Source organism: Komagataeibacter xylinus (assembly GCF_009834365.1).
Classification (GTDB): Bacteria; Pseudomonadota; Alphaproteobacteria; order Acetobacterales; family Acetobacteraceae; genus Komagataeibacter; species Komagataeibacter xylinus_D.
In genome coordinates this window covers 802,501-827,675 of record NZ_CP041348.1, presented here as the reverse complement: position 1 = coordinate 827,675, position 25,175 = coordinate 802,501, and the positions used below count along the sequence as shown (strand labels likewise).

The 25,175-nt window shown below is 64.3% G+C and carries 29 protein-coding genes and 1 tRNA gene (1 of these 30 running past the window's edge); 19 read left to right on the top strand and 11 right to left on the bottom strand.

The window, feature by feature from the left end; all coding sequences use genetic code 11:
* Positions 1-30: 30 nt before the first annotated feature.
* Positions 31-1,092, bottom strand: coding sequence for a zinc-binding metallopeptidase family protein (locus FMA36_RS03905; RefSeq protein ID WP_159263581.1), 1,062 nt, complete (start codon positions 1,090-1,092; stop codon positions 31-33).
* Positions 1,089-2,000, bottom strand: coding sequence for a transglutaminase family protein (locus FMA36_RS03900; RefSeq protein ID WP_159260982.1), 912 nt, complete (start codon positions 1,998-2,000; stop codon positions 1,089-1,091). Before FMA36_RS03900 ends, FMA36_RS03905 begins: the two co-directional genes overlap by 4 nt.
* Before the next feature lie 280 nt (positions 2,001-2,280).
* On the opposite strand from FMA36_RS03900, the gene FMA36_RS03895 reads away from it, so the two are divergent.
* Positions 2,281-3,747, top strand: coding sequence for a circularly permuted type 2 ATP-grasp protein (locus tag FMA36_RS03895; protein WP_159260981.1), 1,467 nt, complete (start codon positions 2,281-2,283; stop codon positions 3,745-3,747).
* Positions 3,729-4,760, top strand: coding sequence for an alpha-E domain-containing protein (locus FMA36_RS03890; RefSeq protein WP_159260979.1), 1,032 nt, complete (start codon positions 3,729-3,731; stop codon positions 4,758-4,760). Before FMA36_RS03895 ends, FMA36_RS03890 begins: the two co-directional genes overlap by 19 nt.
* 147 nt (positions 4,761-4,907) lie before the next feature.
* Here FMA36_RS03890 and FMA36_RS03885 read toward each other — a convergent pair.
* From FMA36_RS03885 to FMA36_RS03865, 5 genes are all read right to left on the bottom strand, one after another.
* Positions 4,908-4,982: transfer RNA gene (locus FMA36_RS03885), tRNA-Gln, on the bottom strand.
* 224 nt (positions 4,983-5,206) lie between these two features.
* Positions 5,207-5,845 carry a TetR family transcriptional regulator gene (locus FMA36_RS03880; protein WP_159260977.1) on the bottom strand — a complete coding sequence of 213 codons (639 nt, stop codon included), beginning with the start codon at positions 5,843-5,845 and terminating at the stop codon, positions 5,207-5,209.
* A gap of 57 nt (positions 5,846-5,902) precedes the next feature.
* Entirely contained in the window at positions 5,903-6,739 is an 837-nt protein-coding gene (proC, locus tag FMA36_RS03875; protein WP_159260975.1) for a pyrroline-5-carboxylate reductase, read from the bottom strand.
* The gene (locus FMA36_RS03870) at positions 6,739-7,242 is read right to left on the bottom strand and encodes a type III secretion system chaperone family protein (protein WP_110569906.1); all 504 of its coding nucleotides are present in this window, start codon (positions 7,240-7,242) and stop codon (positions 6,739-6,741) included. The genes proC and FMA36_RS03870 overlap by 1 nt, the downstream gene beginning before the upstream one ends.
* Positions 7,243-7,393: 151 nt before the next feature.
* Complete coding sequence (locus FMA36_RS03865; RefSeq protein ID WP_159260973.1) at positions 7,394-7,684, bottom strand: accessory factor UbiK family protein; 291 nt, start codon at positions 7,682-7,684, stop codon at positions 7,394-7,396.
* A 161-nt stretch (positions 7,685-7,845) separates the two neighbouring features.
* Here FMA36_RS03865 and rfaD point away from each other — a divergent pair, with 161 nt between their 5' ends.
* The 14 genes from rfaD (at position 7,846) to FMA36_RS03795 (ending at position 20,056) form a co-directional block, all read left to right on the top strand.
* A complete protein-coding gene (gene rfaD / locus FMA36_RS03860; RefSeq protein WP_159263579.1) occupies positions 7,846-8,826 on the top strand; it encodes an ADP-glyceromanno-heptose 6-epimerase in 981 nt (326 codons plus the stop codon).
* A gap of 48 nt (positions 8,827-8,874) precedes the next feature.
* On the top strand, positions 8,875-9,729 hold the full coding sequence (gene lgt, locus FMA36_RS03855) for a prolipoprotein diacylglyceryl transferase (protein WP_159260970.1): 855 nt from the start codon (positions 8,875-8,877) through the stop codon (positions 9,727-9,729).
* A complete protein-coding gene (locus FMA36_RS03850) occupies positions 9,726-10,763 on the top strand; it encodes a class I SAM-dependent methyltransferase (protein ID WP_159260968.1) in 1,038 nt (345 codons plus the stop codon). The genes lgt and FMA36_RS03850 overlap by 4 nt, the downstream gene beginning before the upstream one ends.
* A gap of 113 nt (positions 10,764-10,876) precedes the next feature.
* A complete protein-coding gene (gene pgeF / locus FMA36_RS03845) occupies positions 10,877-11,668 on the top strand; it encodes a peptidoglycan editing factor PgeF (protein ID WP_159260966.1) in 792 nt (263 codons plus the stop codon).
* An 8-nt stretch (positions 11,669-11,676) separates the two neighbouring features.
* Positions 11,677-12,663, top strand: a complete 987-nt coding sequence (locus FMA36_RS03840) for a hypothetical protein (RefSeq protein WP_240906468.1) — start codon at positions 11,677-11,679, stop codon at positions 12,661-12,663.
* Positions 12,664-12,955: 292 nt separating this feature from the next.
* Complete coding sequence (locus FMA36_RS03835) at positions 12,956-13,945, top strand: ribose-phosphate pyrophosphokinase (protein WP_159260964.1); 990 nt, start codon at positions 12,956-12,958, stop codon at positions 13,943-13,945.
* A gap of 83 nt (positions 13,946-14,028) precedes the next feature.
* Positions 14,029-14,619, top strand: a complete 591-nt coding sequence (locus FMA36_RS03830) for a histidine phosphatase family protein (protein ID WP_159260962.1) — start codon at positions 14,029-14,031, stop codon at positions 14,617-14,619.
* 113 nt (positions 14,620-14,732) lie between these two features.
* Positions 14,733-15,353 carry a 50S ribosomal protein L25/general stress protein Ctc gene (locus FMA36_RS03825; RefSeq protein ID WP_159260960.1) on the top strand — a complete coding sequence of 207 codons (621 nt, stop codon included), beginning with the start codon at positions 14,733-14,735 and terminating at the stop codon, positions 15,351-15,353.
* 43 nt (positions 15,354-15,396) lie between these two features.
* Positions 15,397-15,969, top strand: coding sequence for an aminoacyl-tRNA hydrolase (pth, locus tag FMA36_RS03820; RefSeq protein WP_159260958.1), 573 nt, complete (start codon positions 15,397-15,399; stop codon positions 15,967-15,969).
* Positions 15,970-15,975: 6 nt separating this feature from the next.
* On the top strand, positions 15,976-17,070 hold the full coding sequence (gene ychF / locus FMA36_RS03815) for a redox-regulated ATPase YchF (RefSeq protein ID WP_159260956.1): 1,095 nt from the start codon (positions 15,976-15,978) through the stop codon (positions 17,068-17,070).
* A 46-nt stretch (positions 17,071-17,116) separates the two neighbouring features.
* Positions 17,117-18,400, top strand: coding sequence for a glutamate-5-semialdehyde dehydrogenase (locus FMA36_RS03810; protein WP_159260955.1), 1,284 nt, complete (start codon positions 17,117-17,119; stop codon positions 18,398-18,400).
* 19 nt (positions 18,401-18,419) lie between these two features.
* Positions 18,420-19,052 carry a nicotinate-nucleotide adenylyltransferase gene (locus FMA36_RS03805; protein ID WP_159260953.1) on the top strand — a complete coding sequence of 211 codons (633 nt, stop codon included), beginning with the start codon at positions 18,420-18,422 and terminating at the stop codon, positions 19,050-19,052.
* An 89-nt stretch (positions 19,053-19,141) separates the two neighbouring features.
* Positions 19,142-19,591, top strand: a complete 450-nt coding sequence (gene rsfS / locus FMA36_RS03800) for a ribosome silencing factor (RefSeq protein WP_159263575.1) — start codon at positions 19,142-19,144, stop codon at positions 19,589-19,591.
* A gap of 3 nt (positions 19,592-19,594) precedes the next feature.
* Positions 19,595-20,056 (top strand): 23S rRNA (pseudouridine(1915)-N(3))-methyltransferase RlmH, encoded by a 462-nt coding sequence (locus tag FMA36_RS03795; protein WP_159260950.1) that lies wholly within the window; start codon positions 19,595-19,597, stop codon positions 20,054-20,056.
* A 115-nt stretch (positions 20,057-20,171) separates the two neighbouring features.
* On the opposite strand, the gene FMA36_RS03790 is transcribed toward FMA36_RS03795, so the two are convergent.
* The 4 genes from FMA36_RS03790 to FMA36_RS03775 all read right to left on the bottom strand — a co-directional run bounded on the left by FMA36_RS03790 (position 20,172) and on the right by FMA36_RS03775 (position 23,406).
* Positions 20,172-20,918 (bottom strand): CHAP domain-containing protein, encoded by a 747-nt coding sequence (locus tag FMA36_RS03790; RefSeq protein ID WP_240906467.1) that lies wholly within the window; start codon positions 20,916-20,918, stop codon positions 20,172-20,174.
* Positions 20,919-21,254: 336 nt separating this feature from the next.
* The gene (locus tag FMA36_RS03785; RefSeq protein WP_159260947.1) at positions 21,255-21,605 is read right to left on the bottom strand and encodes a RidA family protein; all 351 of its coding nucleotides are present in this window, start codon (positions 21,603-21,605) and stop codon (positions 21,255-21,257) included.
* Between the two features lie 80 nt (positions 21,606-21,685).
* Positions 21,686-22,324, bottom strand: coding sequence for a nucleotidyltransferase family protein (locus tag FMA36_RS03780; RefSeq protein WP_159260945.1), 639 nt, complete (start codon positions 22,322-22,324; stop codon positions 21,686-21,688).
* Positions 22,321-23,406: an XdhC family protein gene (locus FMA36_RS03775; RefSeq protein WP_159260943.1), complete on the bottom strand. Its 1,086-nt coding sequence runs from the start codon at positions 23,404-23,406 to the stop codon at positions 22,321-22,323. Before FMA36_RS03775 ends, FMA36_RS03780 begins: the two co-directional genes overlap by 4 nt.
* A 129-nt stretch (positions 23,407-23,535) precedes the next feature.
* Between FMA36_RS03775 and FMA36_RS03770 the strand changes: the two genes are divergently transcribed.
* The 3 genes from FMA36_RS03770 to FMA36_RS03760 all read left to right on the top strand — a co-directional run.
* Complete coding sequence (locus tag FMA36_RS03770; protein WP_159260941.1) at positions 23,536-23,916, top strand: host attachment protein; 381 nt, start codon at positions 23,536-23,538, stop codon at positions 23,914-23,916.
* Between the two features lie 75 nt (positions 23,917-23,991).
* Positions 23,992-24,651 (top strand): MBL fold metallo-hydrolase, encoded by a 660-nt coding sequence (locus FMA36_RS03765; protein ID WP_159260938.1) that lies wholly within the window; start codon positions 23,992-23,994, stop codon positions 24,649-24,651.
* Positions 24,652-24,687: 36 nt separating this feature from the next.
* Positions 24,688-25,175 carry the 5' portion of a DUF192 domain-containing protein gene (locus FMA36_RS03760; RefSeq protein WP_159260936.1) on the top strand. It continues 25 nt past the right edge of the window, so 488 of the gene's 513 nt are visible here — the first part of the coding sequence; its start codon is at positions 24,688-24,690; its stop codon lies off the right edge, out of view.

Here is a 25,175-nt window from a genome sequence, read left to right as displayed (position 1 = left end):
CCGGCAGTTTTTCTTACAAAACCGTGCCGACTACCCCACGCGGCTCTCGCGTATCAAATCGTGGATGAAGGCAAGCTTGCGCAGGATGTCGGGCGTGAGCACGAAAGGGTAGAAATCCGGCAGCCCCATGGAGCGGTTGAGGCTGTTGACGGCATAGGTCAGCGGCAGCCAGCCCTGCGTGATTTCGTCAAAGGTCATCTCGGTATAGGGGTCGCGCGTGACGCTGGCGCGTAGCGGCGGAGCCTGTGCGCCGCGCGCGTTGAGCGACATGCCATAGGCCCAGGCGGTCTCCAGTGTCGAGATGATGTGCAGGTAATGCGCCCATGTCTCGGCAAAGTCCTCCCACGGGTGGGAGGTGGCATACTGGCTGACATACCGCCCCTGCCATGTGGTGCCGGGGGGGGCGGCGTAATAGGCCTCGAGGCTTGCGCCATAGTCGCGCCGGTCATCGCCAAACACCGCGCGGCAGGTGGCCTGGCGTTCGGGCCCCGCATCGCGGATGAGCACGTTCCAGTAATAATGGCCGATCTCGTGGCGGAAATGGCCGAGCAGGGTGCGGTAATATTCCCCCATTTCCAGCCGCAGGCGTTCGCGCTGGGCATCATCGGCCTCATGGATGGCGATGGTGATGATGCCATTCATGTGCCCGGTCATGGCGGGCGTGCCATCAGGCTGGCTGTCCAGAAAATCAAAGGCCAGCCCGCCCTCGGGGTCCTGCCTGCGGTTGCGCAGCGGCAGGCCGAGCCGCAGCAGGCTATAGAACAGCCGGTGCTTGGCGACCTCGAGTTTCTGCCACCGCTCGATATTGCCGGGTACAGACAGGTTGGGGATGGTGCGGTTGAAACTGCAGGCGATGCAGTAGGCCTGGCCTGGCTGCGCCAGCCAGTTGCATGCGCTATGGGCGTTGTTGGCGCAGAGCGCGCGCGCCTGATCGGGGGCGGCGAGGGGTTTCCACAAATCACCGCCGAGGGCATCGAGCGCGCTGAGTTCGGTCTGCTCGGGCAGGTAGCCCAGCGTGTGGCCACAGCGCTCGCAGGCTGTATTCTCGAAAAACAGGATCTGCTGGCATGACTGGCAGAAAAACAGCTTCATGAAGACAGGCTCGACCGAAGCGTCCCGCATGCGGCGTGCGGGGGCAGCACGGTGGTGTGCATCGTCGCCTCGAAGGTGGCCTTGCACTGGTCAAGCAGCCCGCTCACGGGGGCGGCCTGCTGCGGGCGGGGGGCAACGGCCAGCGCCACATGCCCCTGTGTTGCCTGCAGGCCCGATGTCGTATCCAGCCCCACCCATCCGGCACCGGGCACATGCACCTGCGCCCAGGCATGGAGTTCGCAGCCCAGTTGCTCCGGCGCGTCGCGCTCGGGCTGGAACAGGTAGCCCGACACGAAACGCGCGGCAAAGCCCAGGCGGCGCAGGACGGCAATGAGCAGCCATGCGGTATCGCGGCATGATCCCGCGGCATGACCCAGGGTTTCCTCGGGTGACCACACGCCTGCTTCGGGGCGGATGCGGTAGGTGATGTCGGCTGCGATGGCGCGCGTCAGGTCCATGAGCAGTTCGGCCGTGGGGCGGGGCAGACGCGCGCGCCATTTTTCCACCAGCGCGTCAAGTTGTGGCGTGGGCCGGGTCGGGGCATCGGTAGGAGCGGGTTGCCGGTACGCAATCAGCGACGGGCTGTCATCCACGCTCTGCGCCGTCCAGATCCGGGCGGCAGGTGCGATGGCAAGGGGGCGGGGTGCTGTGGGCGTCTGGTCGGTGGTGAGCTGGACGGTAATATCGAAATACGTGACACGCTCGTCAAACGTGACTCGGGCAACGCGGTTGCCAAACGGGTCATGGCACCAGGCCTGCGAGCTGGGCGCGGGGCTGATCTCCAGCCCGTGGGCGAGCAGGGGGGCGCAGCCGGGCAGGGGGTGCAGGCGGATGGTCTGCGGGCCAAGATGAACAGGCCGGTCGTAGCGGTAGCGTGTGTGGTGGACCAGCATGGCACGCGCGTTCATGTAATCCTGAGCCTCGGTAAACTGTTCTGCCTGCCATCGTGATCCCGGCGATGGTACGGTCCTGACATGGTGGGTATGCCACTCCCACGGTATCAGGATTGGCGGTGGCAGCAATATTGTATTTTTTCGGCATTCTGGCCCGAAAGGGAAGGGATTGCAGATTCGTTCTTGGCAAGAGATGATTTTCTTGCTCCGCTAGTAACGGATCGAAATGAAACAGCAGGTGGGTGGACATGACTCCTTCACGCCTGATCCTCCTCCCCGCAAACGGAGGCAGGGCATGAGTGACATGAAGATGGCGGCACAGGCCGCCGGGCTGTTCGCGACGTATGATGTCCCGGATTTTTTCTGTGAACTGCTCAACCGCAAGGACATCCCGCCCGCCGGGCTGCAACAGGTGCGCGACCGGCTGGCCCGTTTTGACCTGGCCGAGCTGCGCCGCCGCGCCGCTGCGGTCGAGGCGCAGTTCTACCGCCTTGGCATCACGTTTACCGTCTATTCCGACCGCGAGGCGATCGACCGTGTGCTGCCATTCGATGTCATTCCCCGTGTGCTGACGGCATCCGAGTGGGATCATGTCGAGCGTGGCGTGCAGCAGCGCGTCAGGGCCATCAACCTGTTCCTGCACGATATCTATCACGAGCGGCGCATATTGCGTGATGGCGTGATCCCGGCGCAGCTGGTGCTGGGCAACGCCAATTACTGTCAGGCCATGGTGGGGCTCGACGTGCCCGGCGGGGTGTACGTGCACATCAATGGCACCGATCTCGTGCGCGACCGCGATGGCCGCTTTCTGGTGCTTGAGGATAATGCGCGCACGCCTTCAGGCGTGTCGTATGTGCTCGAGGACCGGCAGATGATGCTGCGCCTCATGCCCGACCTTGCCTCCGGGCTGGACCTGCGCCCGGTTGATGAATACGGCCCCCGCCTGCACCGCGCGCTGGCGGAGGTGGCACCCGCGGGCGTGGATGACCCGCAGGTGGTCCTGCTCTCGCCGGGCATCTACAACGCCGCCTATTTCGAGCATGTGTTCCTTGCGCGCGAGATGGGCATACCGCTGGTGGAAGGCCGTGACCTGACCGTGGAGGACGGGCGGGTGTACATGCGCACCGTGGCCGGGCTGCAGCCGGTCCATTCCATCTATCGCAGGCTCAATGATGACTTTCTCGACCCGCAGGTGTTCAACCCCGACAGCCTGCTCGGCGTGCCGGGTCTGGTCGATGCCTACCGGCGCGGCAATGTCACGCTGGCCAACGCCATCGGCACCGGGGTGGCCGATGACAAGGCGGTCTATGCCTACATGCCGCGCATCATCCGCTACTACCTTGATGAAGAGCCGATCCTGACCAACGTGGAGACGCATATCTGCGCCGAGCCCGAGGGGCTGGCCTATACGCTGGCCAACCTTGAGCACCTTGTGGTCAAGCCGGTGGGCGAATCCGGCGGCTACGGCCTGCTGATCGGCCCGCATGCCACACAGGCCGAGCTGGAGGATTTTCGCGGCAGGCTGCGTGCGGACCCGGCCAATTACATCAGCCAGCCCGTCATCAGCCTGTCGGTCTCGCCCACGCTATGCCCTGCCGGTGTCGAGGCGCGGCATGTGGACCTGCGCCCCTTTGCCGTAACCGGGCGCGAGACATGGGTGCTGCCCGGCGGCCTGTCGCGCGTGGCGCTGCGCAAGGGGTCGCTTGTGGTCAATTCCTCGCAGGGCGGCGGGGCGAAGGATACATGGGTGCTGGCGTCATGACACAGCTTTCGGTTTTTCCCACCCCGGTGCTGCCGGGCCTGCGCAACCTGCTCTCGCGTTATGCGGAAAGCACGATGTGGCTGGCGCGTTACATGGAGCGCATCGAGAACATGGCCCGGCTGATCGAGGTCACGGGCACATCGGTGCATGCCAGCAACATGGATGCGGGATGGGACAGCGTCATCCGCATCAATGCCGATGAGGATACGTTCTTCCTGCGCCACAAGGTGGCGACCGAGCGCACCGTGGTCGAATTCTACATCATTGACCCCGATAACCCGGATTCGATCGTATCCATGGCGCGGTGCGTGCGCGAGAACGCCCGCGTGCTGCGCCCGCTGATCTCGACCGAGATGTGGATGCACCTCAACGTGTTTACCCGCTGGGCGATGGACCTCGGGCCTGATGATGTGGGGGCAAGCTATCTGTCCACGCTGTGCACGCGGCTCAAGCAGGACTGCCAGACCCATTTTGGCATAACCGAGGGCACGCTGTACCGTGATCAGGCCTGGCTGTTCTACCTGCTGGGCAAAAACCTTGAGCGCGCGGACCAGATCACGCGGCTGATCGACATCAAATACCACACCCTGCTGCCCAGTGGGGAAGGGGTGGGATCGGATATCGACCTGAGCCAGTGGACTTCCGTTCTGCGTTCGGCGGCGGCTTACCACGCCTTTCGCCGCGTGCTGCCCGAGGGCATGACGCCTGCCAATATCGTGGGCTTCCTGCTCAAGAATGACGGGTTTCCGCGTTCGCTCTCCACCAGCCTGCGCTGTGTCTACAGCGTGCTTGGCTCACTGGCGGGGGAATACCGGCTACGCCATTGCGGGCCGATTCTGGAGCGGGTGGAGGAACTGCGCGTGACACTGGCCGAACAGACGGTGGAAGACATCATCCTGCGCGGCCTGCATGAATACATGGACTGGATCCAGCGCGAATTGCGGCTGATCCAGAACGAGATCGCCGATGCTTTCTGGCCCCCGGTGGCCCTGCGAGTGGCGGGTAGCGGGTAGCGGGTAAGGGTAAAAAGCTTTTAAGAACGCCGCTTTTTTTAAAAAAAGTGGCGCCCGAAAACTTTTATTTTCCAGCGCAGGCAGATCCCTTCGCGCTCCCGTAAATACGGACCGGAGGGTCACATACAGTTTTTTCAGAAAGGAAACTGGCTGGGGCGGGAGGGTTCGAACCTCCGCATGGCGGAATCAAAATCCGCTGCCTTACCACTTGGCTACGCCCCAACAGGCTGACGTCACGCGATTCGCGCGGCGTGATGCTGTTCTAATATCTCAGGCGCGGTTTGAAAAGTCTGTCCCCGAAACATCGGGGCCATCAGAAAGAAGTTTTTGGGGAAGCTCTTTTCAAAAAGCTCCAAAAGAATGCCGCCTTTTTGAAAAAAAAGGCGGCGCTCAGAAGTTTTATTATGTTTTATCAATGAGTTATTTTTAACAGTGTCCTTGGCACGTCAGGCTGAAGGCTCAAGCGGCAGGTCGACCAGCGGGTCGGTGTCGTGGCCGTGGCCTGCGGGCGCCGTGGGTTCCGCAGCTTCAGGCCCGAAGGAGACAAAGCGGCCCGCGCGTTTGAGCGCCTCCTCCAGGGCTGCCATGGTCTGGCCCATGTCAACGCTGTCATCACGGTCCCATGTGCGCAGGGTCAGGGTCCATGCGCCCACCAGCGCCTGCAGGCGCAGTGCCCCGGCAAGGCCATTGGTGTCCACGCCCGCGGCGGTGGCGATCCACTTCATGCTTTCCAGCGTGGCCCCACCGAGCAGCAGGGCCAGAGCAGGGTCGGTGGGCAGGGCGCGCAGCACGCTACGCACGCCCTCACGGTATTGCTGGAACACATCAAGCCTGCGCATGAGCATGTCGAACAGTTTGTCGCGCACGCTGCCTTCCGTTTCGTCTTCCACCAGGGCGGATTCATCGGCCAGGCGCCCGAGCATGAACAGCAGCTTGGTCTTGCATGCAAAGCGCTTGCGCGCGGTCTCGAGGCTCAGCCCGGCATCACGCGCGGCATCAACGACCGTGGTGTGCCGCCATCCGTGCGAACCGGCACGCTCCAGCGCGGAGCGGAGAAGGGTGGCGTCAAACAGGTCGTTATCCATGGATGGTCTGATCTTCCGGGTTAGGGATGGAAATGGGGGCCGCATGCTGCCGCTGTGTCATGAAACGGGCTGCGGGCCTGACAGTTCGCGCGCGCGCCTCGCGGCGGCGGCAAGGGCGGTATCGAGCGTGGCGGGCCAGGCATCGGGCGCCATCAGCACCGCAAGGGCGGCCTGCGTGGTGCCGCCGGGGCTGGTCACGTTCTGGCGCAGGGTAGCGGCATCAAGCCCGCTGGCCTGCATGAGCGCGCCGGAGCCTGCCACCGTCTGGCGCGCGATCTGGCGGGCAAGGGGGGCAGGCAGGCCATGGTCGATTCCTACCTGCTCGAGCAGTTCGGCCAGCAGGAACACATAGGCCGGGCCACTGCCTGAAATGGCGGTGACCATGTCCATCTGGTCTTCATGGTCAATCCAGGCCACTTCGCCCACGGCACTCATCAGGCGCGCGCACAGCCTGCGATCGGCTGCGGTGGCGGGGGGCGGGGCATAGCATACCGTCATGCCCTGCCCGATGGCGCTGGGCGTGTTGGGCATGGCGCGGATCACGGCAGGGGGCGGGCTGCCTGCGGGCAGGCAGGCGCTCAGTGCCGAAGCCAGGCTCTCCACCGTGCGGCCTGCCAGCACGGACAGCACGGGGGCGTGGGCGGCAAAGGGCGCAAGAGCGGGCACCGCCGCATCCACCTTCTGCGGTTTTGTGGCCAGCACGATCATGCCGGGGCGGAAACTGGCGGGAATCGCATCAATGCTGCGTACGAGCTGATGCGGCGGCGGCACCGAGTCGCGATGGCGATCAACGATGAAGGAAGGGGCGAGCCCCTCCTTCAGCCAGCCGTCGAGCATCGCACCCCCCATCTTGCCGCATCCCACGAGCAGCAGCGGCGGAAGGAGTTCGCTCATTATGCCATCCCCGCGCAGTCAAGCATGGCGGCCTCGAGCGCTTCCGCCGGTTTTTTGCCGCCCCACAGCACGAACTGGAAGGCGGGATAGAAGCGCTCGCATTCCGTCAGCGCGATATCGATCATGTCCTCAAGGCTTTCCATCGAGGCCCCGCGCGAGCCGCGCAGCAGCACCGCATGGCGGAACACGGGCGTGCCGTGCTCAAGATCCATGCCGAAATGGCCGATCCACAGCCGCTCATTGGCCAGTGCCACGAGTTCAAACAGGTTGCGGCGCTGCTCGGGCGGCACCTTGAGGTCGAACGTGCAGGTGAAGTGCATGGCGTTCACCTCTTCCGACCAGCAGAAGAACAGGCCGTAATCGCACCATTTGCCCGGTGCCTCGGCTGCCATTTCCGAATCGCTGCGGCGCTCGAAATTCCAGTCGTACCCGCCCACGATCTGTTCCATCTGGTCGAGCGGGTTTGTATTACGAGAGGTCGTGATCTGAGTCAGAGCAGGCATGTGGCACTCCCCGAAGCCGTCGTGGAGGAGATCCGGGCATGATGCCGGATTCCGTGTCTCTGCAACCCGGTCCGTGTCCTGTTGCGGGGAATCAGGGCGCGGACCGTCCCGTTACACTATGGCCCACAGGCATTGGCTGCAAGCCTCGTGCTCAGCCGCCAGTATGGGGGGTGGGGGAAGTCATGCTGGCTTCAAGATCGGAGACGCGCTCTTCAAGGCGGGCGATGCGGTTTTCCATCTCGCCCTGTGCCAGGCGCGCGCGGGTCGCGACTTCACGCACCACTTCAAATTCATCGCGGCGCACGAGGTTCAGGCTGCCGAGTGTTTCATCCACGCGGGCACGGACCATGGCGCCGATTTCCTCGCGCACGCCAGCAAGTGCCGAGAACGCGCCGCCGGCCACACCGGCAAGGTCATCAAAAATGCGGGGCCTGTCGGACATAGTGGATACTCCATGACGTTCCGCGCCGCCACCGTGACCCGGCTGCCGCGCGAAGGGGAAAGGCGCTACTATAGACACATTGCCGCCTCAGGGCTATCCGCACGATTGTGGCGGCCTTCGGTGCCGCAATCAATGTGCAGGCAGCAGCGGGGTGCGGAGCAGTGATCGTGATTACCGGGGGCGCGGGCTTTATCGGTTCGTGCATGCAGCAGGCCCTGCACGCGCGCGGGGTCGACACGGTGGTGGTGGACTGGCTGGGCAGCGCTGGCAAATGGCGCAACCTGCGCCACCATGCCCCCGTGCAGATCGTGGCGCCTGAGGCGCTTGATGCGTGGCTGGCCACCCGGCCCGATGTGTCGGCGGTGGTGCATCTCGGTGCAATCAGCGAGACGACGGCAAGCGATGGCGATCTTGTGTGGCGCACCAATGTCGACCTGTCATGCCGGCTGGCCCAGTGGTGCGCGCATGAGGGGGTGCGCTTCATCTATGCCTCATCGGCCGCGACCTATGGGGCTGCGGACAGGGTCGAGCAGTTCAGCGATGACCCGGCGGGGCTGGACAGGCTCAACCCGCTCAACCTGTATGGCTGGTCCAAGCAGGCGTTTGACCAGATCTTGCAACGCCGGCTGGCGCGTGGCGAACTTTCAGGCCTGTCATGGGCGGGGCTGAAGTTCTTCAATGTCTATGGCCCCAACGAGTACCACAAGGGGCGCATGATCTCGGTGGTGAAGGTCAAGTATGACGAGGCGCGGGCAGGCGGGCCGCTCACGCTGTTCCGCTCCGACGTGCCGGGCCTGGCCGATGGCGCGCAGGCGCGTGACTTCATCTGGGTGGGTGATGTGGTCAATGTCATGCTGTGGCTGCTGGACCATACGAATGTGTGCGGGCTGTTCAACTGCGGCACCGGCATTGCGCGCACTTATGCCGACCTTGCGCATGCGGTGTGCGATGCAGCGGGCTTGGCACCCAGGATCGAGTTCATCGACATGCCGCAATCCCTGCGCGGGCAGTACCAGTCCTTTACCTGTGCCGACATGCGCAGGCTGCGGGCGGCGGGTTACAGCCACCCCTTCACCACGCTGGAGGATGGCGTGCGGCGTTACGTGCACGACTATCTTGCCACCCCTGATCCCTATCTCTAGGCATCGGGCGCTGCCCCTGCTTCCTTCCTGATTACTGAAAGTCGGCCCATGCTGCCTGTTCTGGTCTTTCCGCAGTTTGATCCGGTAATGGTCCATTTCGGGCCGTTCGCCATACGCTGGTACGCCATGGCCTATATCGTGGCCCTGGTGGCGGGGTGGCGCATTGCCCGCCGCCTCGCGGCCCTGCCCCCCCGGGCCGCCACGGCGCTGCAGGTCGATGACTTCCTGACATGGGCCACGCTGGGCGTGGTGCTGGGTGGGCGGCTGGGCTATATCCTGTTCTATCAGCCTGGCTATTACCTCACGCACCCGCTGGCCATTTTGCAGGTATGGCATGGAGGCATGTCGTTTCATGGTGGCGCTGCGGGCGTGATCATTGCGCTGATCGCGTTTACGCGGCTCAACGGGCTGAGCTTCCTTGCCTTTTCCGACCGGATCACCACGGTGGTGCCCATCGGGCTGGGGCTGGGGCGCATCGCCAACTTCATCAATGGCGAATTATGGGGCAGGCCTGCCTCGCCCTCGCTGCCCTGGGCCATGATCTTTCCCGATGCCGGGCCGGAGCCGCGCCATCCATCCGAACTGTATGAAGCCTTTGCCGAAGGGCTTTTGCTGTTCACCCTGCTGTGGTGCGTCTCGCGCAGCCTGAAGGTGCGCCAGCATCCCGGCTTCATCGCAGGGCTGTTCCTGTTTGGCTACGCGGTGGCGCGCACGGTGTGCGAATGCTTCCGTGAGCCCGATGCGTTTATCGGCTTCCTGCCCTTTGGCGTGACCATGGGGCAGGTTTTGTGCGTGCCCATGGCCATTGGCGGGCTGGGGCTTATGCTCAATGCCTGTATGCGCCCCGCGCGCACCGTAGTGATGGCAGAACCGGCGGAAGAGGCCGCCGAGGGCAAGGCATGACCGGGCAGCCCGAACGGCTGGACCACTTCATGGCGCGGGCCAACGCGGCCTATTATGCAGGCCGCGACCCGTTTGCCGATTTCATTACATCGCCCGAAATCTCGCAGATGTTCGGTGAACTGCTGGGCGCATGGGTGGCCGTGGTGTGGGAGCAGCTTGGCCGCCCCGCTCCTTTCGTGCTGGCTGAGGCGGGGCCGGGCCGGGGCACGCTCATGGCCGATGCCCTGCGCCTGCTGCGCCGGGTGGCCCCTGCCTGCCATGCGGCAGCACGGGTGCACCTGATCGAGACCTCGCCCCGCCTGCGAGCCTGCCAGAAAGTGGCTTTGAAGGATGCCACGCCAACCCCTGTCAACTGGCATGACGGTCTTGCCAGCCTGCCCGAGGGGCCGTTCATCCTGCTGGGCAACGAGTTTGTCGATGCGCTGCCCATCCGCCAGTTTGTGCGCCATGGGCAGGGCTGGGCGGAGCGCTTTGTGCAGGCGGGGCGCTTTGTAGAGCAGGCGGCTGTTCTGCCTCCTGGCCACCCGGCTCTGGCGCGGTCTGTTCCTGAGGGAGACGTGCTGGAAACCTGCCAGCCCGCGCTCGATTTTGTCAGCACGCTTGCCGCCCGTCTGCAACGCGGGCGCGGGGCGGCGCTGCTGATTGATTACGGTTACGATGCCCCGGCCTGGGGCGACAGCCTGCAGGCGCTACGGGCAGGCCAACCGGTTGATCCGTTATGTGATCCCGGCACGGCGGACCTGACTGCTCATGTCGATTTTGCCAGCATGGCACAGGCGGCAGGCGGGGTGGATGTGTGGGGCAGCGTGAAGCAGGGCGATTTTTTGGGTGCACTCGGGCTGGGCGCGCGCTGCGAGCAGCTTGCCCGCGCGGCTCCCGACCAGGCGCACGACATCAGGGCGGCCGCGCGGCGGCTGGCAGCGCCTGAGCAGATGGGGCGGCTGTTTCGCGTGCTGGGGCTGTCGGTGGGCATGACGGGCCTGTTGCCGGGTTTTGCGGGAGTGCGTGGAAGTGGTGCACCGCAGTCAGCATAAGGAATTTTTTGGTGAAGCTTTTTTTTAAAGCTTCGAAGAACGCGGCCTTTTAAAAAAAACGGCGCCCAAAAACTTCTATAAATTTGTCCGCTACGGGATGAGGGGAAACACTGATGACAGATAGCGCAATTACGGATGCGCAGGTGGTGCGGGCCCCGGCCCTTGAAAGCGTGCGGCATGGATTCTTCACCCGCCTTGGCGGGGTCTCCACCGGGCCGTATGCCACGCTCAACTGCTCGACCCGCTCGGCGGATGATCCGCGCGCCTTACGTGAAAACCGCCGCCGCGTGGCGCAGTATGTCGGGGTTTCGCCCGACTGCCTGCTGGGCCTGACCCAGGTGCATGGCGACCGCGTAATGACGGTAACTGCCCCCTGGCCAACAGGTGCCGGGCCGGAGGGGGACGCTCTGGTCACGGCCACGCCCGGTCTGGCGCTGGGCGTGATTACGGCTGACTGCGCGCCGGTTCTGTTCAGCAATGCGCAGGGCACGGTGGTGGGCGCGGCCCATGCCGGCTGGCGGGGGGCGTGTGGCGGCATTATCGAGGCCACGGTGGCGGCGATGGGCGCGCTGGGCTGCGCGGCCGGTGAGATCACCGCTGTCGTCGGCCCGTGTATCGCACCGGCCAGCTACGAGGTCGGGCCAGACATGCGCGATGCCGTGCTGGCCTGTGATGCGGAGGCAGGCGCGTTTTTCAGTCCGGCTGTGCGGGCGGGGCATTTCATGTTTGACCTGCCGGGTTACTGCGTCATGCGCCTTGAACGGTGCACGGTAGGGTCCGCCATGGCGCTCGGCCTCGATACCCTGCGTGATGATGTGCGGTTTTTCAGCCATCGGCGCCGCACGCTGGCAGGCGGCGGGCCGATCGGGCACCAGATTTCCGTTATCGCCTGCCGGGCGGTATAAGGGGTGCCATGATGTCAGACATTTTTGCCCACCGGTCGGGCACGCTCGCGGCCCTTGTGGGGCTTTCCCTGCTGGGTGGCTGCGTGGATGTGCCGCATCCCTTCCGCCATGATGGCTCCGGCGCGCAGCCCCCCACCGCGCGGCTGGCCGTGCCGGTTTCCACCGCATCAGGCACGGATGAGGCCGGCACGCAGGCCTGGCAGCATGCCATGGTCGAGGCCATGCTCGCGCAGTCGGTGCCCGCCATGGGCCAGCCGGTCAAGCCCGGTGACTGGTGGCTGAAAATGACCACCACGGCGCAGGATGGCACGGTCATTCCCACCTATGCCGTCATGACCCCCAAGGGCGAGGAACGCGGCCATATGAGCGGTGCCGCGGTGCCTGCGGCGCAATGGCAGGCGGCGGACGGGCAGGCCGAGACCCGCTCGGCGCAGGAGGTGGCCCCCGGCGTTGCCGAACTGCTGACCGGCATCCAGGCCGCCCAGATGCAAAAAGACCCCAACAGCCTCAAGAACCGCCCCGCCCATGTCTATTTCGCGGGCGTGCAGGGTGCGCCGGGCGATGGTGACCACGCGCTGGCCCGTGCCTTTACCGCTGCTTTCCCCGATGCGCATGAAGACCTGCGGCATACGGCCACCGGCGCGGATTACACCGTGCGCTGCACTGTGGTGCTCAATGATGCGGTCACCACCACCTCGACGACACCCCAGCAGCATATCGTGCTGACATGGAAGGTGCTCGACGCGCAGGGGAATGAAGCAGGGGCCGCCACCCAGATTCATGATATCGCGGCCCATTCGCTGGATTCCCGCTGGGGCGATGTGGCCGTGGCCGCCGCCGATGAGGCAGCCGGGGCCGTGCGGCAGATCATCACCCGTTATTCCGGCCGGGAAAACGCGCCGCTTGCCGCCGATGGCACCCTGCCCACGCCGGGCAGCGCGCCTGCTCCGGCCTCCGCAGTCAGCGCATCCCCCGCTGCTCCCGCACAGCCGTGATCTTGAATGAATCTTTAAAAACAGAGCCCTGATAAAGAATAATAAACGTTTTTTGGTGCCGCCTTTTTCCAAAAAGGCGGTGTTCTGGTGCAGCTTGTGGAAAAAAGCCGCCTTCCTGCCTGGCGGTCCATAAGGGTGTGACGGATCGGCAACGGGGGGCAGACGTGCAGGTTTGCATACCCTTAGGCAGGTGACAGGCCATGTGCCGGTTGATAGAACGCCGCACATACACAACGGGGGCGGAAAAAAACCGCCCTCCAGCGCCTCTACCGCCGCCCGGGAGCGTCACACGATGAAGATTGTCGCCTGTAACAGCAACCTGCCTCTCGCCGAGAAAGTTGCGGCGGAACTGGGGCTACCGCTCTGCAACGCGACCGTGCGGCGTTTTGCCGACATGGAAATTTTTGTCGAGATTCATGAGAACGTGCGTGGCGAGGATGTGTTCGTCATCCAGAGCACCTGCTCGCCCACCAATGATAACCTCATGGAACTGCTGATCATGCTCGATGCCCTGCGACGGGGCTCGGCGCGGCGCATCACGGCGGTCATGCCGTATTTCGGTTATGCGCGGCAGGATCGCAAATCCGGCCCGCGCACGCCCATCAGCGCCAAGCTCGTGGCCAACATTCTGGTGGAGGCGGGCGCCAACCGCGTGCTCACCATGGACCTGCACGCCATGCAGATCCAGGGCTTCTTCGATATCCCCGTTGATAACCTCTATGCAGCCCCCCTGTTCACGCGTGACATCCGTGGCCGCATGAAGCTTGAGGGCGAGCCCCCGCTGCCCTATGACGCGCCGCCCATGGACATTCCCGGCGGCCCGCACAACCTCATGATCGTCTCGCCCGATGTGGGGGGCGTGGTGCGCGCCCGCCAGCTCGCGCAGCGGCTGAACGTGGACCTCGCCATCATCGACAAGCGCCGCGAGCGCGCGGGCGTGTCGGAGGTGATGAACGTGATTGGCGACGTGCGGGGCCGCTACTGCATTCTGGTCGATGATATCGTCGATAGCGGCGGCTCGCTGTGCAACGCGGCCGAAGCGCTGATGAAGCATGGGGCCGCCGCAGTCGAGGCATATGTGACCCACGGCGTGCTGACTGGCAGCGCGGTCAGCCGCGTGGGGCAATCCCCGCTGGGCATGCTGACCCTGACCGACAGCATCAAGGCCACCGAGGCCGTAAAGGATGCAGCCAATATCCGCCAGATCAGCACGGCGGCCCTGATTTCACGCGCCATGCAGGCCATCTCGGATGAAAGCTCGGTCTCCTCGCTGTTCGACTGAACGCTTTGAGGCAGGGCGCGGGATTGACCGCCCCGCCCGCACGGCGCTACCCCCAAGGGCGTAGTAGAGTGAAGGAACGACGCATGACTGACCTGATTACCCGGCCATACTGGTACCTGCGCCATGGGGAAACGGACTGGAATGCGCAGGGGCGCTCGCAGGGGCGCACCGATATTCCGCTCAACGCCACGGGCATTGCCCAGGCCGAGGCGGCGGGCCTGCTACTGGCGCGGCACTGGCGCGATCATGCGCCGATCGTGCGCATTGTCGCATCTCCCTTGGTGCGCGCGCGGCGCACGGCCGAGATCGTGGCCGACCAGCTTGCAGCCAATGGTGCCCCCCGCCTTGAGGTCGCCCTTGATGACGGGCTGAAGGAAGTCTGCTTCGGGTCGGAAGAAGGCAAGCCGATGGGCTCGTGGTACGACAGCTGGATTGCAGGCGAGTATACCCCCCCTGATGGCGAAAGCTTTGCCGACCTGCGCGAGCGCGCGGTCTCGGCGGTCAATCGTGCGCTTGAGCAAGATGGCGTGCCGCTGATCGTGTGCCATGGCGCGATGTTCCGCGCCCTGCGCGCGGCCATGCACCTCAAGCCCAACGTGCGCCTGCCCAATGCCACTCCCATGTGGGCCGAGCCGGGGGCGACGCCGGTGTGGAGTCTCACCGCGCTTTCCTGAAAAACCGGGGCTGTCGGGGCTTGGTGATTGCATAAGGCGTGGTTTTCCGTTAAAGGCCGCGCACGCGCTGGCACCCCTGGAGGCCCGCGCGCTTGTGTTTCAGGAGCAGACAAGTGACCAAATTCACCAAAATCGAAGTCTCTTCGCGCGCGAAGGCTGGTAAGGGGGCAGCGCGTGCAACGAGGCGTGCCGGCCACGTGCCCGGCGTGATCTATGGCGGCGGCCAGGAACCCATCCTGATCGCGCTTGACCCCCGCATCGTGCACCGTGAGCTGCATAAGTCCGGCTGGCGTTCGCGCATCTATGACATCTCCGTTGAAGGTGGTGCTTCCGTGCACGCCCTGCTGCGCGAGATCCAGCTGCACCCCGTAACCGATGCCCCGATCCATGTGGATTATCAGCGCCTCGCCGCTGGCCACAAGGTGCATGTGGAAGTGGAAATCCGCTTCACGGGTGAAGAGGTTTCGCCGGGTGTCAAGCGCGGTGGCGTGATGAACATCGTCCGCCACACGGTTGATGTGGTGGTTGATCCGGCCGATATCCCGGAATTCTTCACCGCCGACCTTTCCAAGCTCGACTTCCACGACAACGTGCGCTGGGAAGACCTCAAGGGCACCGAAAAAGTGACCCCCGTGCTGCAGGACAACAACTTCGTCATCGCCAACGTGGCACCGCCGAGCGTTGATGAAGAGCCCGAAGCAGCCGAGGCCGCCGAAGGCGCAGCCGAGGGCTGATTGCCCACCCACCGCCACGAAACGCCTTACAGGAGACTGAACGATGTTGCTCTGGACCGGTCTTGGTAATCCCGAGACGGGGATGAGCCGGAATCGTCACAATGTCGGCTTCATGGCGGTGGACCGGATTGCGCAGCGCCACGGGTTCGGCCCGTGGCGCAAGCGCTTCCGTGGCGAGATTGCCGAAGGCATGGTGGGGCGGCACAAGGTGCTGCTGCTCAAGCCCATGACCTACATGAACCTCTCGGGCGAGAGCGTTCAGCAGGCGGCAGCCTTCTACAAACTGCCCGCCGAGGCCATTACCGCCTTCCATGACGAACTTGACCTCGAGCCGGGCCGCATCCGCGTCAAGCGTGGCGGCGGGGCGGCGGGGCATAACGGCCTGCGGTCGATGGATCGCATGCTGGGCACGAAAGAATACTGGCGCGTGCGGCTTGGCATCGGGCATCCCGGCAGCCGCGAGCGTGTGACGGGCCATGTGCTGGGCGATTTTTCCCGCACGGACCGCGAGTGGCTGGACCCGATGCTTGATACGCTGGCTGATGAAGCCACGCTGCTGGCGGATGGCAGGCCGGAACTGTTCATGACAAGAATGGCCGCGCAGGCCGGGGAGTAAGGGCGTATGGGCTTTAACTGTGGCATCGTGGGCCTGCCCAACGTGGGCAAATCGACCCTGTTCAACGCCCTGACCGAGACCGCGTCGGCGCAGGCCGCGAACTATCCGTTCTGCACCATCGAGCCCAATGTCGGGCGCGTGGCCGTGCCCGATGCGCGGCTGGCGGAACTGGCGCGGATTGGCAAATCACAGAAGATCCTGCCCACCAGCCTCGAATTCGTCGATATCGCGGGCCTGGTGCGCGGTGCCTCGCGCGGGGAGGGACTGGGCAACCAGTTCCTGGCCAATATCCGCGAGGTGGATGCCATCATCCACGTGCTGCGCTGCTTTGAAGATGATGACATCACCCATGTGGAAGGTGGCGTGGACCCCATCCGCGATGCCGAGATCATCGAGACCGAACTGATGCTGGCCGACCTCGAATCGCTGGAGAAGCGGATCGTGGCGCTCCAGAAGAAGGCACGCGGCAATGACCGCGAGGCCGCAGCCCAGGTTGAACTGATGGAGCCGCTGATCGAAGCCCTGCGTGAGGGCCTGCCCGCACGCAAGGCAATCCCGGCGGGGCAGGAGGAGGCAGTGCGCCGCCTGCAGCTCATGACCTCGAAGCCCGTGCTGTATGTGTGCAACGTGGATGAAGCCTCGGCAGCCACCGGCAACGAATTTTCCGAGCGCGTGCGCAAGCGGGCGGAAGAGGAAGGGGCGGCAATGGTTGTTGTCTCCGCCGCGATCGAGGCCGAAGTGAGCCAGCTGGGCGCTGAAGACCGGGTCGAGTTCCTTGAAGGCCTTGGCCTGAAGGATAGCGGGCTCGACCGCGTCATTGCCGCAGGCTACCGCCTGCTGGGCCTGAGCACCTACTTCACCGTAGGGCCGAAGGAGACGCGGGCCTGGACCATTACCGAAGGCACCAAGGCTCCGCAGGCCGCCGCCGTCATCCATAATGATTTCGAGCGGGGCTTCATTGCGTGCGAGACCATTGCATATGATGATTACATCGCCTGCAATGGCGAGGCGGGTGCCCGTGAGGCGGGCAAGCTGCGCATCGAAGGGCGGGATTACGTGGTGCAGGATGGTGATGTCCTGCTGTTCCGCTTTAACGTCTGATACGGGCACGGTGCCCGTTCAGGGATAGATCAGGGAGTTACGGATCATGGACCAGGCTGTTGCAACCCCCGCGCGGGCCGACGCACCGCAGCCGGGCGTGATCCGCACCATGGCGCTCGCCGCCCGCACGGCGGCCCGCGTGCTGGCCCGCAGCACGACAGAAACCCGCAACAAGGCCTTGACCGCCGCCGCCGCAGCCCTGCGCGCGGCCCAGCCGGAACTGCTCGCGGCCAATGCGCGTGACGTGGCGGCGTTTACCGGGGCGGCTTCATTCCGCGACCGGCTGACGCTCAACCCCGAGCGGGTCGAGGCCATGGCGCAGGGGCTTGAACAGATTGCCGCCCTGCCGGACCCCGTGGGTCACATCATGGCGGAGTGGGACCGGCCCAACGGGCTGCGCATCCGCCGGGTGGCCACGCCCGTGGGCGTGATTGGCATGATTTATGAAAGCCGCCCCAATGTGGGGGCCGATGCGGCGGCGCTGTGCATCAAGTCCGGCAATGCCGTGATCCTGCGCGGCGGGTCAGACAGCCTGAACAGCGCGCGCGTGATTCATACGGCCATGCAGGCGGGGCTTGCGGCTGCCAGCCTGCCGGTTGAATGCGTGCAGATCCCCCCCGATGCCGATCGTGCTCATGTGGCCTCCATGCTCGGTGCCGCCGGGCTGATCGACCTCATCATTCCGCGTGGCGGCAAGTCGCTTGTCGAGCGCGTGTGTGCCGAGGCCCGCGTGCCGGTGCTGGCCCATGCCGAAGGGCTTTGCCACACCTATGTGCATGCGGCGGCTGATCTGGAAATGGCGCGGCGCATCGTGCTCAACGCCAAGCTGCGCCGTCCCGGCATCTGTGGCGCCACCGAGACCCTGCTGGTGGATCAGGCCATTGCGCCAAAGATCCTGCCCGGCCTGATCGAGGATCTGGCCACCCGTGGCTGCACCTTCCGCGCCGATGAGCGCGCGCGTGCAATCATTCCCGACCTGCCTGCCGCTACCGATGCGGATTTCGCCACCGAATGGCTTGATGCCGTGCTCTCGGTGGGCGTGGTGGATGGCGTCGAGGATGCGCTGGCCCATATCGCCCGTTATGGCAGCGCCCATACCGAAGCCATCGTGACGGAAGATGCGCAGGCGGCCACCACCTTCCTCAACGGCACGGATAGCGCGGTGGTGATGTGGAATGCCTCCACCCAGTTCTGTGATGGCGGCGAGTTCGGCTTCGGGGCCGAGATCGGCATTGCCACCGGGCGGTTCCATGCCCGTGGTCCGGTCGGGCTCGAGCAACTCACCACCTTCCGCTACGAGGTGATCGGCACGGGGCAGGTCCGGCCCTGATCTGGCCGTGCGCGGTGGCATGGCGCCTGTAATCCCGACCCATGGGGACGGGCGGCGCATGCGCGTGGGCCTGCTCGGTGGCTCGTTCAACCCGATGCATGAAGGCCATGTGCAGCTTGCCTGCCGGGCGTTGCGGCAACTGGGGCTGGATCAGGTATGGTTCCTTGTCTCGCCGGGCAATCCGCTCAAGCCGGTGGCGGGCATGGCTCCCCTGGCGCAGCGGCTGGCAGGGGTGCGGGCGCGCATTGATGGTGTTTCGGGCAGGCGGCTGGTGGCCACCGATATCGAAAGCCGCATTGGCACCCGCTATACGGTCGATACGCTGGCGCGGCTCCGGCAGCTTTTTCCGCAGGTGCATTTCGTCTGGCTGATGGGGGCGGATGGGCTGGCGCAGATGAACCGGTGGCGACGGTGGCGCGATATCGTGCGTATGACCCCCTTCGCCGTATTGCCGCGCCCTGGCTATAATCCTGCCGCATTGCACGGCCAGATTGCCCGCAGGCTTGCGCGCTGGCGGCTGCCTGCGCGCAGGGCGGGAACGCTGGCAACATGCATGCCGCCCGCATGGGTCTTTCTTCCCGCGCCGCAGAACGCTATATCAGCTACAGAAATACGTGCATCGCAGGCCGCGCATGGCCGCCGACGGGAGTAACAGCCATAACCAGAAAGCCTATAGCCGAGAGTGGCGCCAAGCGCCGTACCGGCAGCCCCCATGCCGCGCCGCGTGCCGTCACGGGTTCACTGGGCAGTGCCGTGCAGGTGCCGGGCACGCCGCGCAAGAAGGCTGCCGTGGCAGGCCCAACCCCTGCTGAAACGCGTGAGCCTGACCCGCGCGTGGAGCAGTTTCTGGAGATCATCACCACCAGTCTTGAAGATGACAAGGCTGAGGATATCGTGGTGATCGATCTGACAGGCCGCGCCTCCTTTGCTGACCGCATGGTGATCGCCACCGGCCTTGCCGACCGGCAGATTGCTGCCATGGCCGCGCATATCGACCGCAAGCTTGGCGAGGCCGGGCTCAAGCGCGTGCGCACGGAAGGGGCAACCGGCTCCGACTGGGTGCTGCTTGATGCAGGCGATATCGTGGTGCATCTGTTCAAGGCTGAAGCCCGTGCGCTTTATGGGCTGGAGCGTATGTGGGGCGATGACCTCGACGTGCCGCCGGAGGCGCCCGCAGGCCCGGTGGCGTAAGCCTTGTTTCACCTGATTGCCGTGGGCCGCATGAAGGACCGGGTGGAGCGCGACCTGTTCGAGCGTTACGCCACCCGGCTTTCGCCTCGCATCAAGTTGGTTGAACTGCCCGAAGGGCGCGGTGCGCCCAACGAGATCAAACGCAGGGAAGGGCAGGCGATCCTGTCAGCCCTGCCCGATCGCGCCATTGTCGTCGCCATGGATGAAGGTGGCCGCACCTACGACAGCGTGGCCTTCTCCCGCGCGGTTGAACAGTGGATCGAGACACCAAGGCCGCTGTGTTTTGTCATTGGTGGGGCGGAAGGGCTCGATGGCCCTGTTGTGCAGCGTGCCGACCATACGCTCTCGCTTGGCAAGATGACATGGCCGCACATGCTCGTGCGTGGCATGCTGGCCGAGCAGCTTTATCGTGCCCGCGCCATTTCAGCCGGGCATCCCTATCATCGTGCGGGGCGCCCTGACTGAAGGCTGCCTGTATGGTCGTCATGAAGAAATGGCGTACATGACCTGAGGCACCGCTTTTTTTTAAAAAGCTTCACCAAAAACTTTCTGGGGACAGGCCTGGTGCCGCGTGGGCTTTTTAGCGCAGCGAACGGTTGGGCGCGTCATCCGAATAGGCGAGGGATGAGGAGCCACGCCCTGCAATGCCCTCGGGCGCTTCCGCCACTTCCGTGCTGTTGCGGCGGGTGGTGCTGTGTGCCTGCGCCATGACGGCAGGATTATGCATGGCCTTCTGGTAGGTGCTCAGCATCATGTGCGAGGTAGTGTCAGGCCGGGCGTAGATGAAGCCGTAGGTGGGGTAAATGCTGCCGAATGCGCCGTTGCGGCTGTTAAGCGCCACGCGCACGGCGGACCAGTCATTGTTGGGGGAAACATCGATAACCGGCACATCGCGGCTGATGCCGCGCTGGCCCCAGTGCGACTGGTCAATGACGATGGTGCGGTTATTGACCACCTGACGCACCACGGCCACGTGGCCAAGCGGCATGCGGCGCGTGCCACGGAAGTTGAGCACGCTGCCCTCCTCCGGTGCGTTGCCGCGGGCGTAACGGCCTGCAGCGTTATACCACCAGTCTACCGCGTTGCCGCGAATCTCGACATCGGATGCCGCCTTGGCAAACGCCACGCACTGGATGACATGCCCGCGCTCATAGGTATGGGTGCCATGATAGGCAGCATGGCGCACCGTGGCATGGGGAGAGGTGGTGGTATGCGCAGCGGTCGGGTGCACATGGCTGACATGCCGTACGGCACGGGCCTGACCCTGTTCAGCAAACATGAATCCGAAAGTGGCCGTAAGGACGGAAAGCAGGACGCCACGCTTCATGTTTCTGATCCGCATTTTTCGCAATCTCTCCACCGCATCCGGGTGATTCTCAAAATGATCCGCTCACATCGCGTTCATCGAGTAGCAAGCCCATTGCAAGTCTGACAAGCCTGCGCTGTGGAGGATGAAGAGCAACATTGCATATTTCCCCCAAAAACACGATCAGATCAAAAAAATAGGAATATATTCTTTATTCGGACTGTTTATGCCCTGATTTACCGTCGCTTATTCCAAGGATTTCAGCGAGGAGAACAGAAGTAGAATGATTCTGGGAAAGCGGGAAAGTTGCAAAAATGTGACATGTTTCACAGGCACCTTTCCCGCTGCCCCGAGGTCTTATTTGGTGGCGATGATCATGATTTCGACCAGCACGTCCGGGTGCGCCATCTTGGCCTCGACACAGGCGCGGGCCGGTGCGCCGCCCTTGGGCAGCCAGGGGCCCCACACGGCATTCAGCGCGTCACGGTCATTGATGTCCTTCAGCCAGATCTGGGCCTGCAGCAGGCGGGTGTTGTCGGTGCCATGCAGTTCCAGCGCCTCGTCAATCTGGGCCAGCACGTCCTTGGTCTGGGCCGTGACGTCGGCGGACAGGTCGCGCGCCACGAATCCCTGCGTGAACAGGAAGCCATGATACTCCACCACCTTGGACAGGATGGGGTTGGGCTCGGTGCGAATGATCTTGCTCATGTTATGGATCCTGGTTGGTTGGTTGGCATGCGGCGTGCCACATGCGCTGCCTTTCCTCTTCGCGCCGGGCCGGGCTGAGGTCAACTCCCCCCGAAAAGGCGCCTGAATTCAGCCAGTCGCGCCGGGGTATCAAAATCCGCCGCAATTTCCTCACCTGCCGCCACGCGGGGCATGGCTGGGGCATGCTGCGCCAGCAGGTGGCGGGCTCCCCTATCGCCCTGGCCCGCCATCAGGGCGGGGAAAAGAGTGCGGCTCCACAGCACCGGATTGCCGCGTCTGCCTTCATGTACGGCCAGCACGCCGGGGCAGCCGGGATGGGCATGAAATGTGGCCATCATGCGGTCGAGCAATTCCGTGCCGACCAGCGGCATGTCACCGAGGCAGATCAGCGCGCCTGTTATGGTGGGGTCGCCAGTAATGGCGTGCATGCCTGCCGCCAGCGTGCGTGACAGGCCATGGGCATGGTCGGTTGCGATGATGAAATGGGGCGGCCGCTCCGGTTGCGGCCCCTGTAATGCCGCCTGCCGGATCTCGGCCTCCCGGTGGCCAAGCACAACCATGACCGGGTCTGCCCGGCTGGCCGTGGCCGCGCGCAGGGTGCGGGCAATCATGGGCAGGCCGGTGGCATCCGGGGCAAGCAGCTTGTGCGCGGGTGCTGTGCGGCTTGAGGTACCCCCCGCCAGCACGATGGCGGCGATGCGCCCGGGTGCTGCTGTCACGCCCAGCCCGATATCCGCCCCAATGGCTTATTGTGCCGCACGGCCACGATCTCGGCCAGGATCGAGAGCGCGATTTCCGCTGCCCCTACCGCGCCAATGGCAAGCCCTACGGGGCCGTGAATGCGCGCGATCTGATCCGCGGCAAAGCCGCTCTCATGCAGTCGGGCCACGCGTGAGGCCTGCGTTTTGCGCGAGCCCAGCGCGCCTATATAGAAAGCCTCGCTGCCCAGGGCGTATTGCAGCGTCGGATCATCAAGCTTGGCATCATGCGTCAGGGTGACGATGGCGGTCTGGTTATCGATGCCCAATCGCTCAAGGGCTTCATCCGGCCAGTCGGTATCCAGCGTAATGCCGGGAAAGCGCTCTGGCGTGGCCAGTTGCGTGCGCGGGTCAATGACCGTGACCGAGAAGCCGGTGCTCTGCGCCATGGGGGCCAGCACCTGCGCAATATGCACCGCCCCCACCACCAGCAGGCGCGGCGGCATGGGCACCAGATGCAGGAACCACGTGGCCTGCCCCGCTTCATCTTCCAGCCTCAGGCTGCGACCAGTTTCAAAAACTTCGCGCGCGCGGGCGACCAGCCGGGCTTCAGGGTCCGTGGATGTGGCGGGGGTGGCAGGGGTAGTGTCATACAGCAGGCGGCACGCGCCGGTGGCAAACTCGGTCGCCATGATTACGGGCACGCGGGCGCGGCGCTTTTCGGCTACGGTTTCCAGCATTTCCAGCGGCAGCGTGCCCTGCGGGTGGGTGGGGGTACTGATGGCGGCCACATACACATCAAGCAGCCCGCCACAGGCCAGCCCCACCGCCCAGGCATCATCGCTCGATACGCCATAGGACAGGGGCGCGGGCCTGCCGGTGCGCATGACGGTCGTGGCTTCTTCTATGACCGCGCCTTCCACGCAGCCGCCGCTGACCGAGCCTTCAATGCGACCATTCTCGCACACGGCCATCATGCTGCCTGCAGGCCGGGGAGAACTGCCCCAGGTCGAGGTAACGGTGGCAAGGGCGCAGGGCAGTCCGGCCCGGGCCCATTCGATCAGGAGATCCAGCGGATCGGGCGTAGAGGAAAGCTTTGTCATGGCAGCTTTACTTTATCAGCACGTATGCGCGCCTGTCACCCGCTGGACATGCATGCCCGAACACCCCATGTAGTGTAACAACACGCGGGCCACCACAGGATGGCCTGATACATAAATGGAGTATTTTATATGAGCTATGTCGATCCGGTCTGGTATGTTGTGGCCGATAGCATTCACGCCCGCATTCTCAAGCACGGCGAACACGGCCTGGCCACCTTCACTCACCTCAAGAGCGACGACGCCAAGGGCATGGACGCCCCGCGCAACGGTGCCTATGGCAAGGTGATTGCCGAGTTCCTGAACAAGGCCGTCCGCGCGAAGGAAGCGCCGGGTCTTGCGCTGGCGGCCCCCGGTGAGGTGATGCACCAGATCCGCGAGCATCTGGACGTGGAAGCCCGCCCGCTGGTGGTGAAGGTGCTCGAGCATGACCTGACCAACACGCCGGACAATAAGCTGGCCCCGCATTTCGATATTCCGGCCACCGGCTGGCCGCTCGCCAAGGAGCGCTGAGCCGCAGCCATGGTTCAGTAACGGTGCGCCCCGCGGTAACGTGGGGCGCATTTTTTGTTTGTAGGGCTTTTTATCATGCCAGCACCCCTGTCACTCGAAGTCGTGCCCGTGACCGCATTCGGGCAGAACTGCTCCATCCTGTGGAACCCCGATACGCATCATGCGGTCGTGGTCGATCCGGGCGGGGACGTGCCCCGCATCATGGCCGCCCTGACGGACAAGGCCCTGACGGTTGATGCCATCTGGCTCACGCACGGCCATCTTGACCACGCAGGCGGGGCCGATGCCCTGCGGCGCGAACTCTCGGCCCGGCAGGGTACCCCCGTGCCGGTGCTGGGGCCGGAGAAGGCGGATGCGCCCCTGCTTGAAACCATTGTGCAGCAGGCTGCCCTGTTTGGCCTGACCGGGCTGGAGAATGTAAAGCCCGACCGTTTTGTGCAGCATGGCGAAAAGCTTGAGGCTCTGGGCCACAGCTTTGAAGTGCGTCATGTGCCTGGCCATACGCCCGGCCATGTCGTGTTTTATGATTCCGCTGCCCGCTTCGCCTTTGTTGGCGATACCCTGTTCAAGGGTGGCGTGGGGCGGACCGATTTCCCCTATGGCGACCACGCGCAGTTGATTGATGCGATCGGGCGGGAATTGCTTACATTGGATGATGATGTCACGATCCTGCCCGGTCATGGTCCCGCAACGACAATCGGCGCGGAGCGGAAGGGCAATCCTTTCCTGGCCTGACGGATAAATTTAAAGGGTGCAGGAGAGTATTTGCTTATGATGTCCTTCAAGGCGGGCCGGTGGCTGGCCCTGGCCGCATGCATGGCCGCAGTGTCCGTTCCCGCCATGGCGGCGGAGGAAACGGGTGAACCTACCCACGCGCAGGCCCCGCTGCCCACTGTGCCGCTCACCATCACCACCGCCGATGGCACAAAACATGTGTTCACGGTGGAAAAGGCCATGACCCCGCGTGAGCAGCAGGTGGGTGAAATGTTTCGCCCTTCCGTGCCGGCTGATGCCGGAATGATCTTCGTATGGTCCTATCCGCGCCAGAGCGACATGTGGATGGAGAACACCAAGGCCTCGCTCGATATCGTCTTTATCGGGGCGGATAACCGCATCTCCTCCATTGTCGAGAATGCCGTGCCGCTCAGCCTGGCCCGTATCAGCAGCCATGGCCCCGTGCGCGCCACCCTGGAACTGCAGGCCGGCATTACCGAAAAACTGGGAATCGTGGTGGGTGACAAGGTCGATTCCGACGTGCT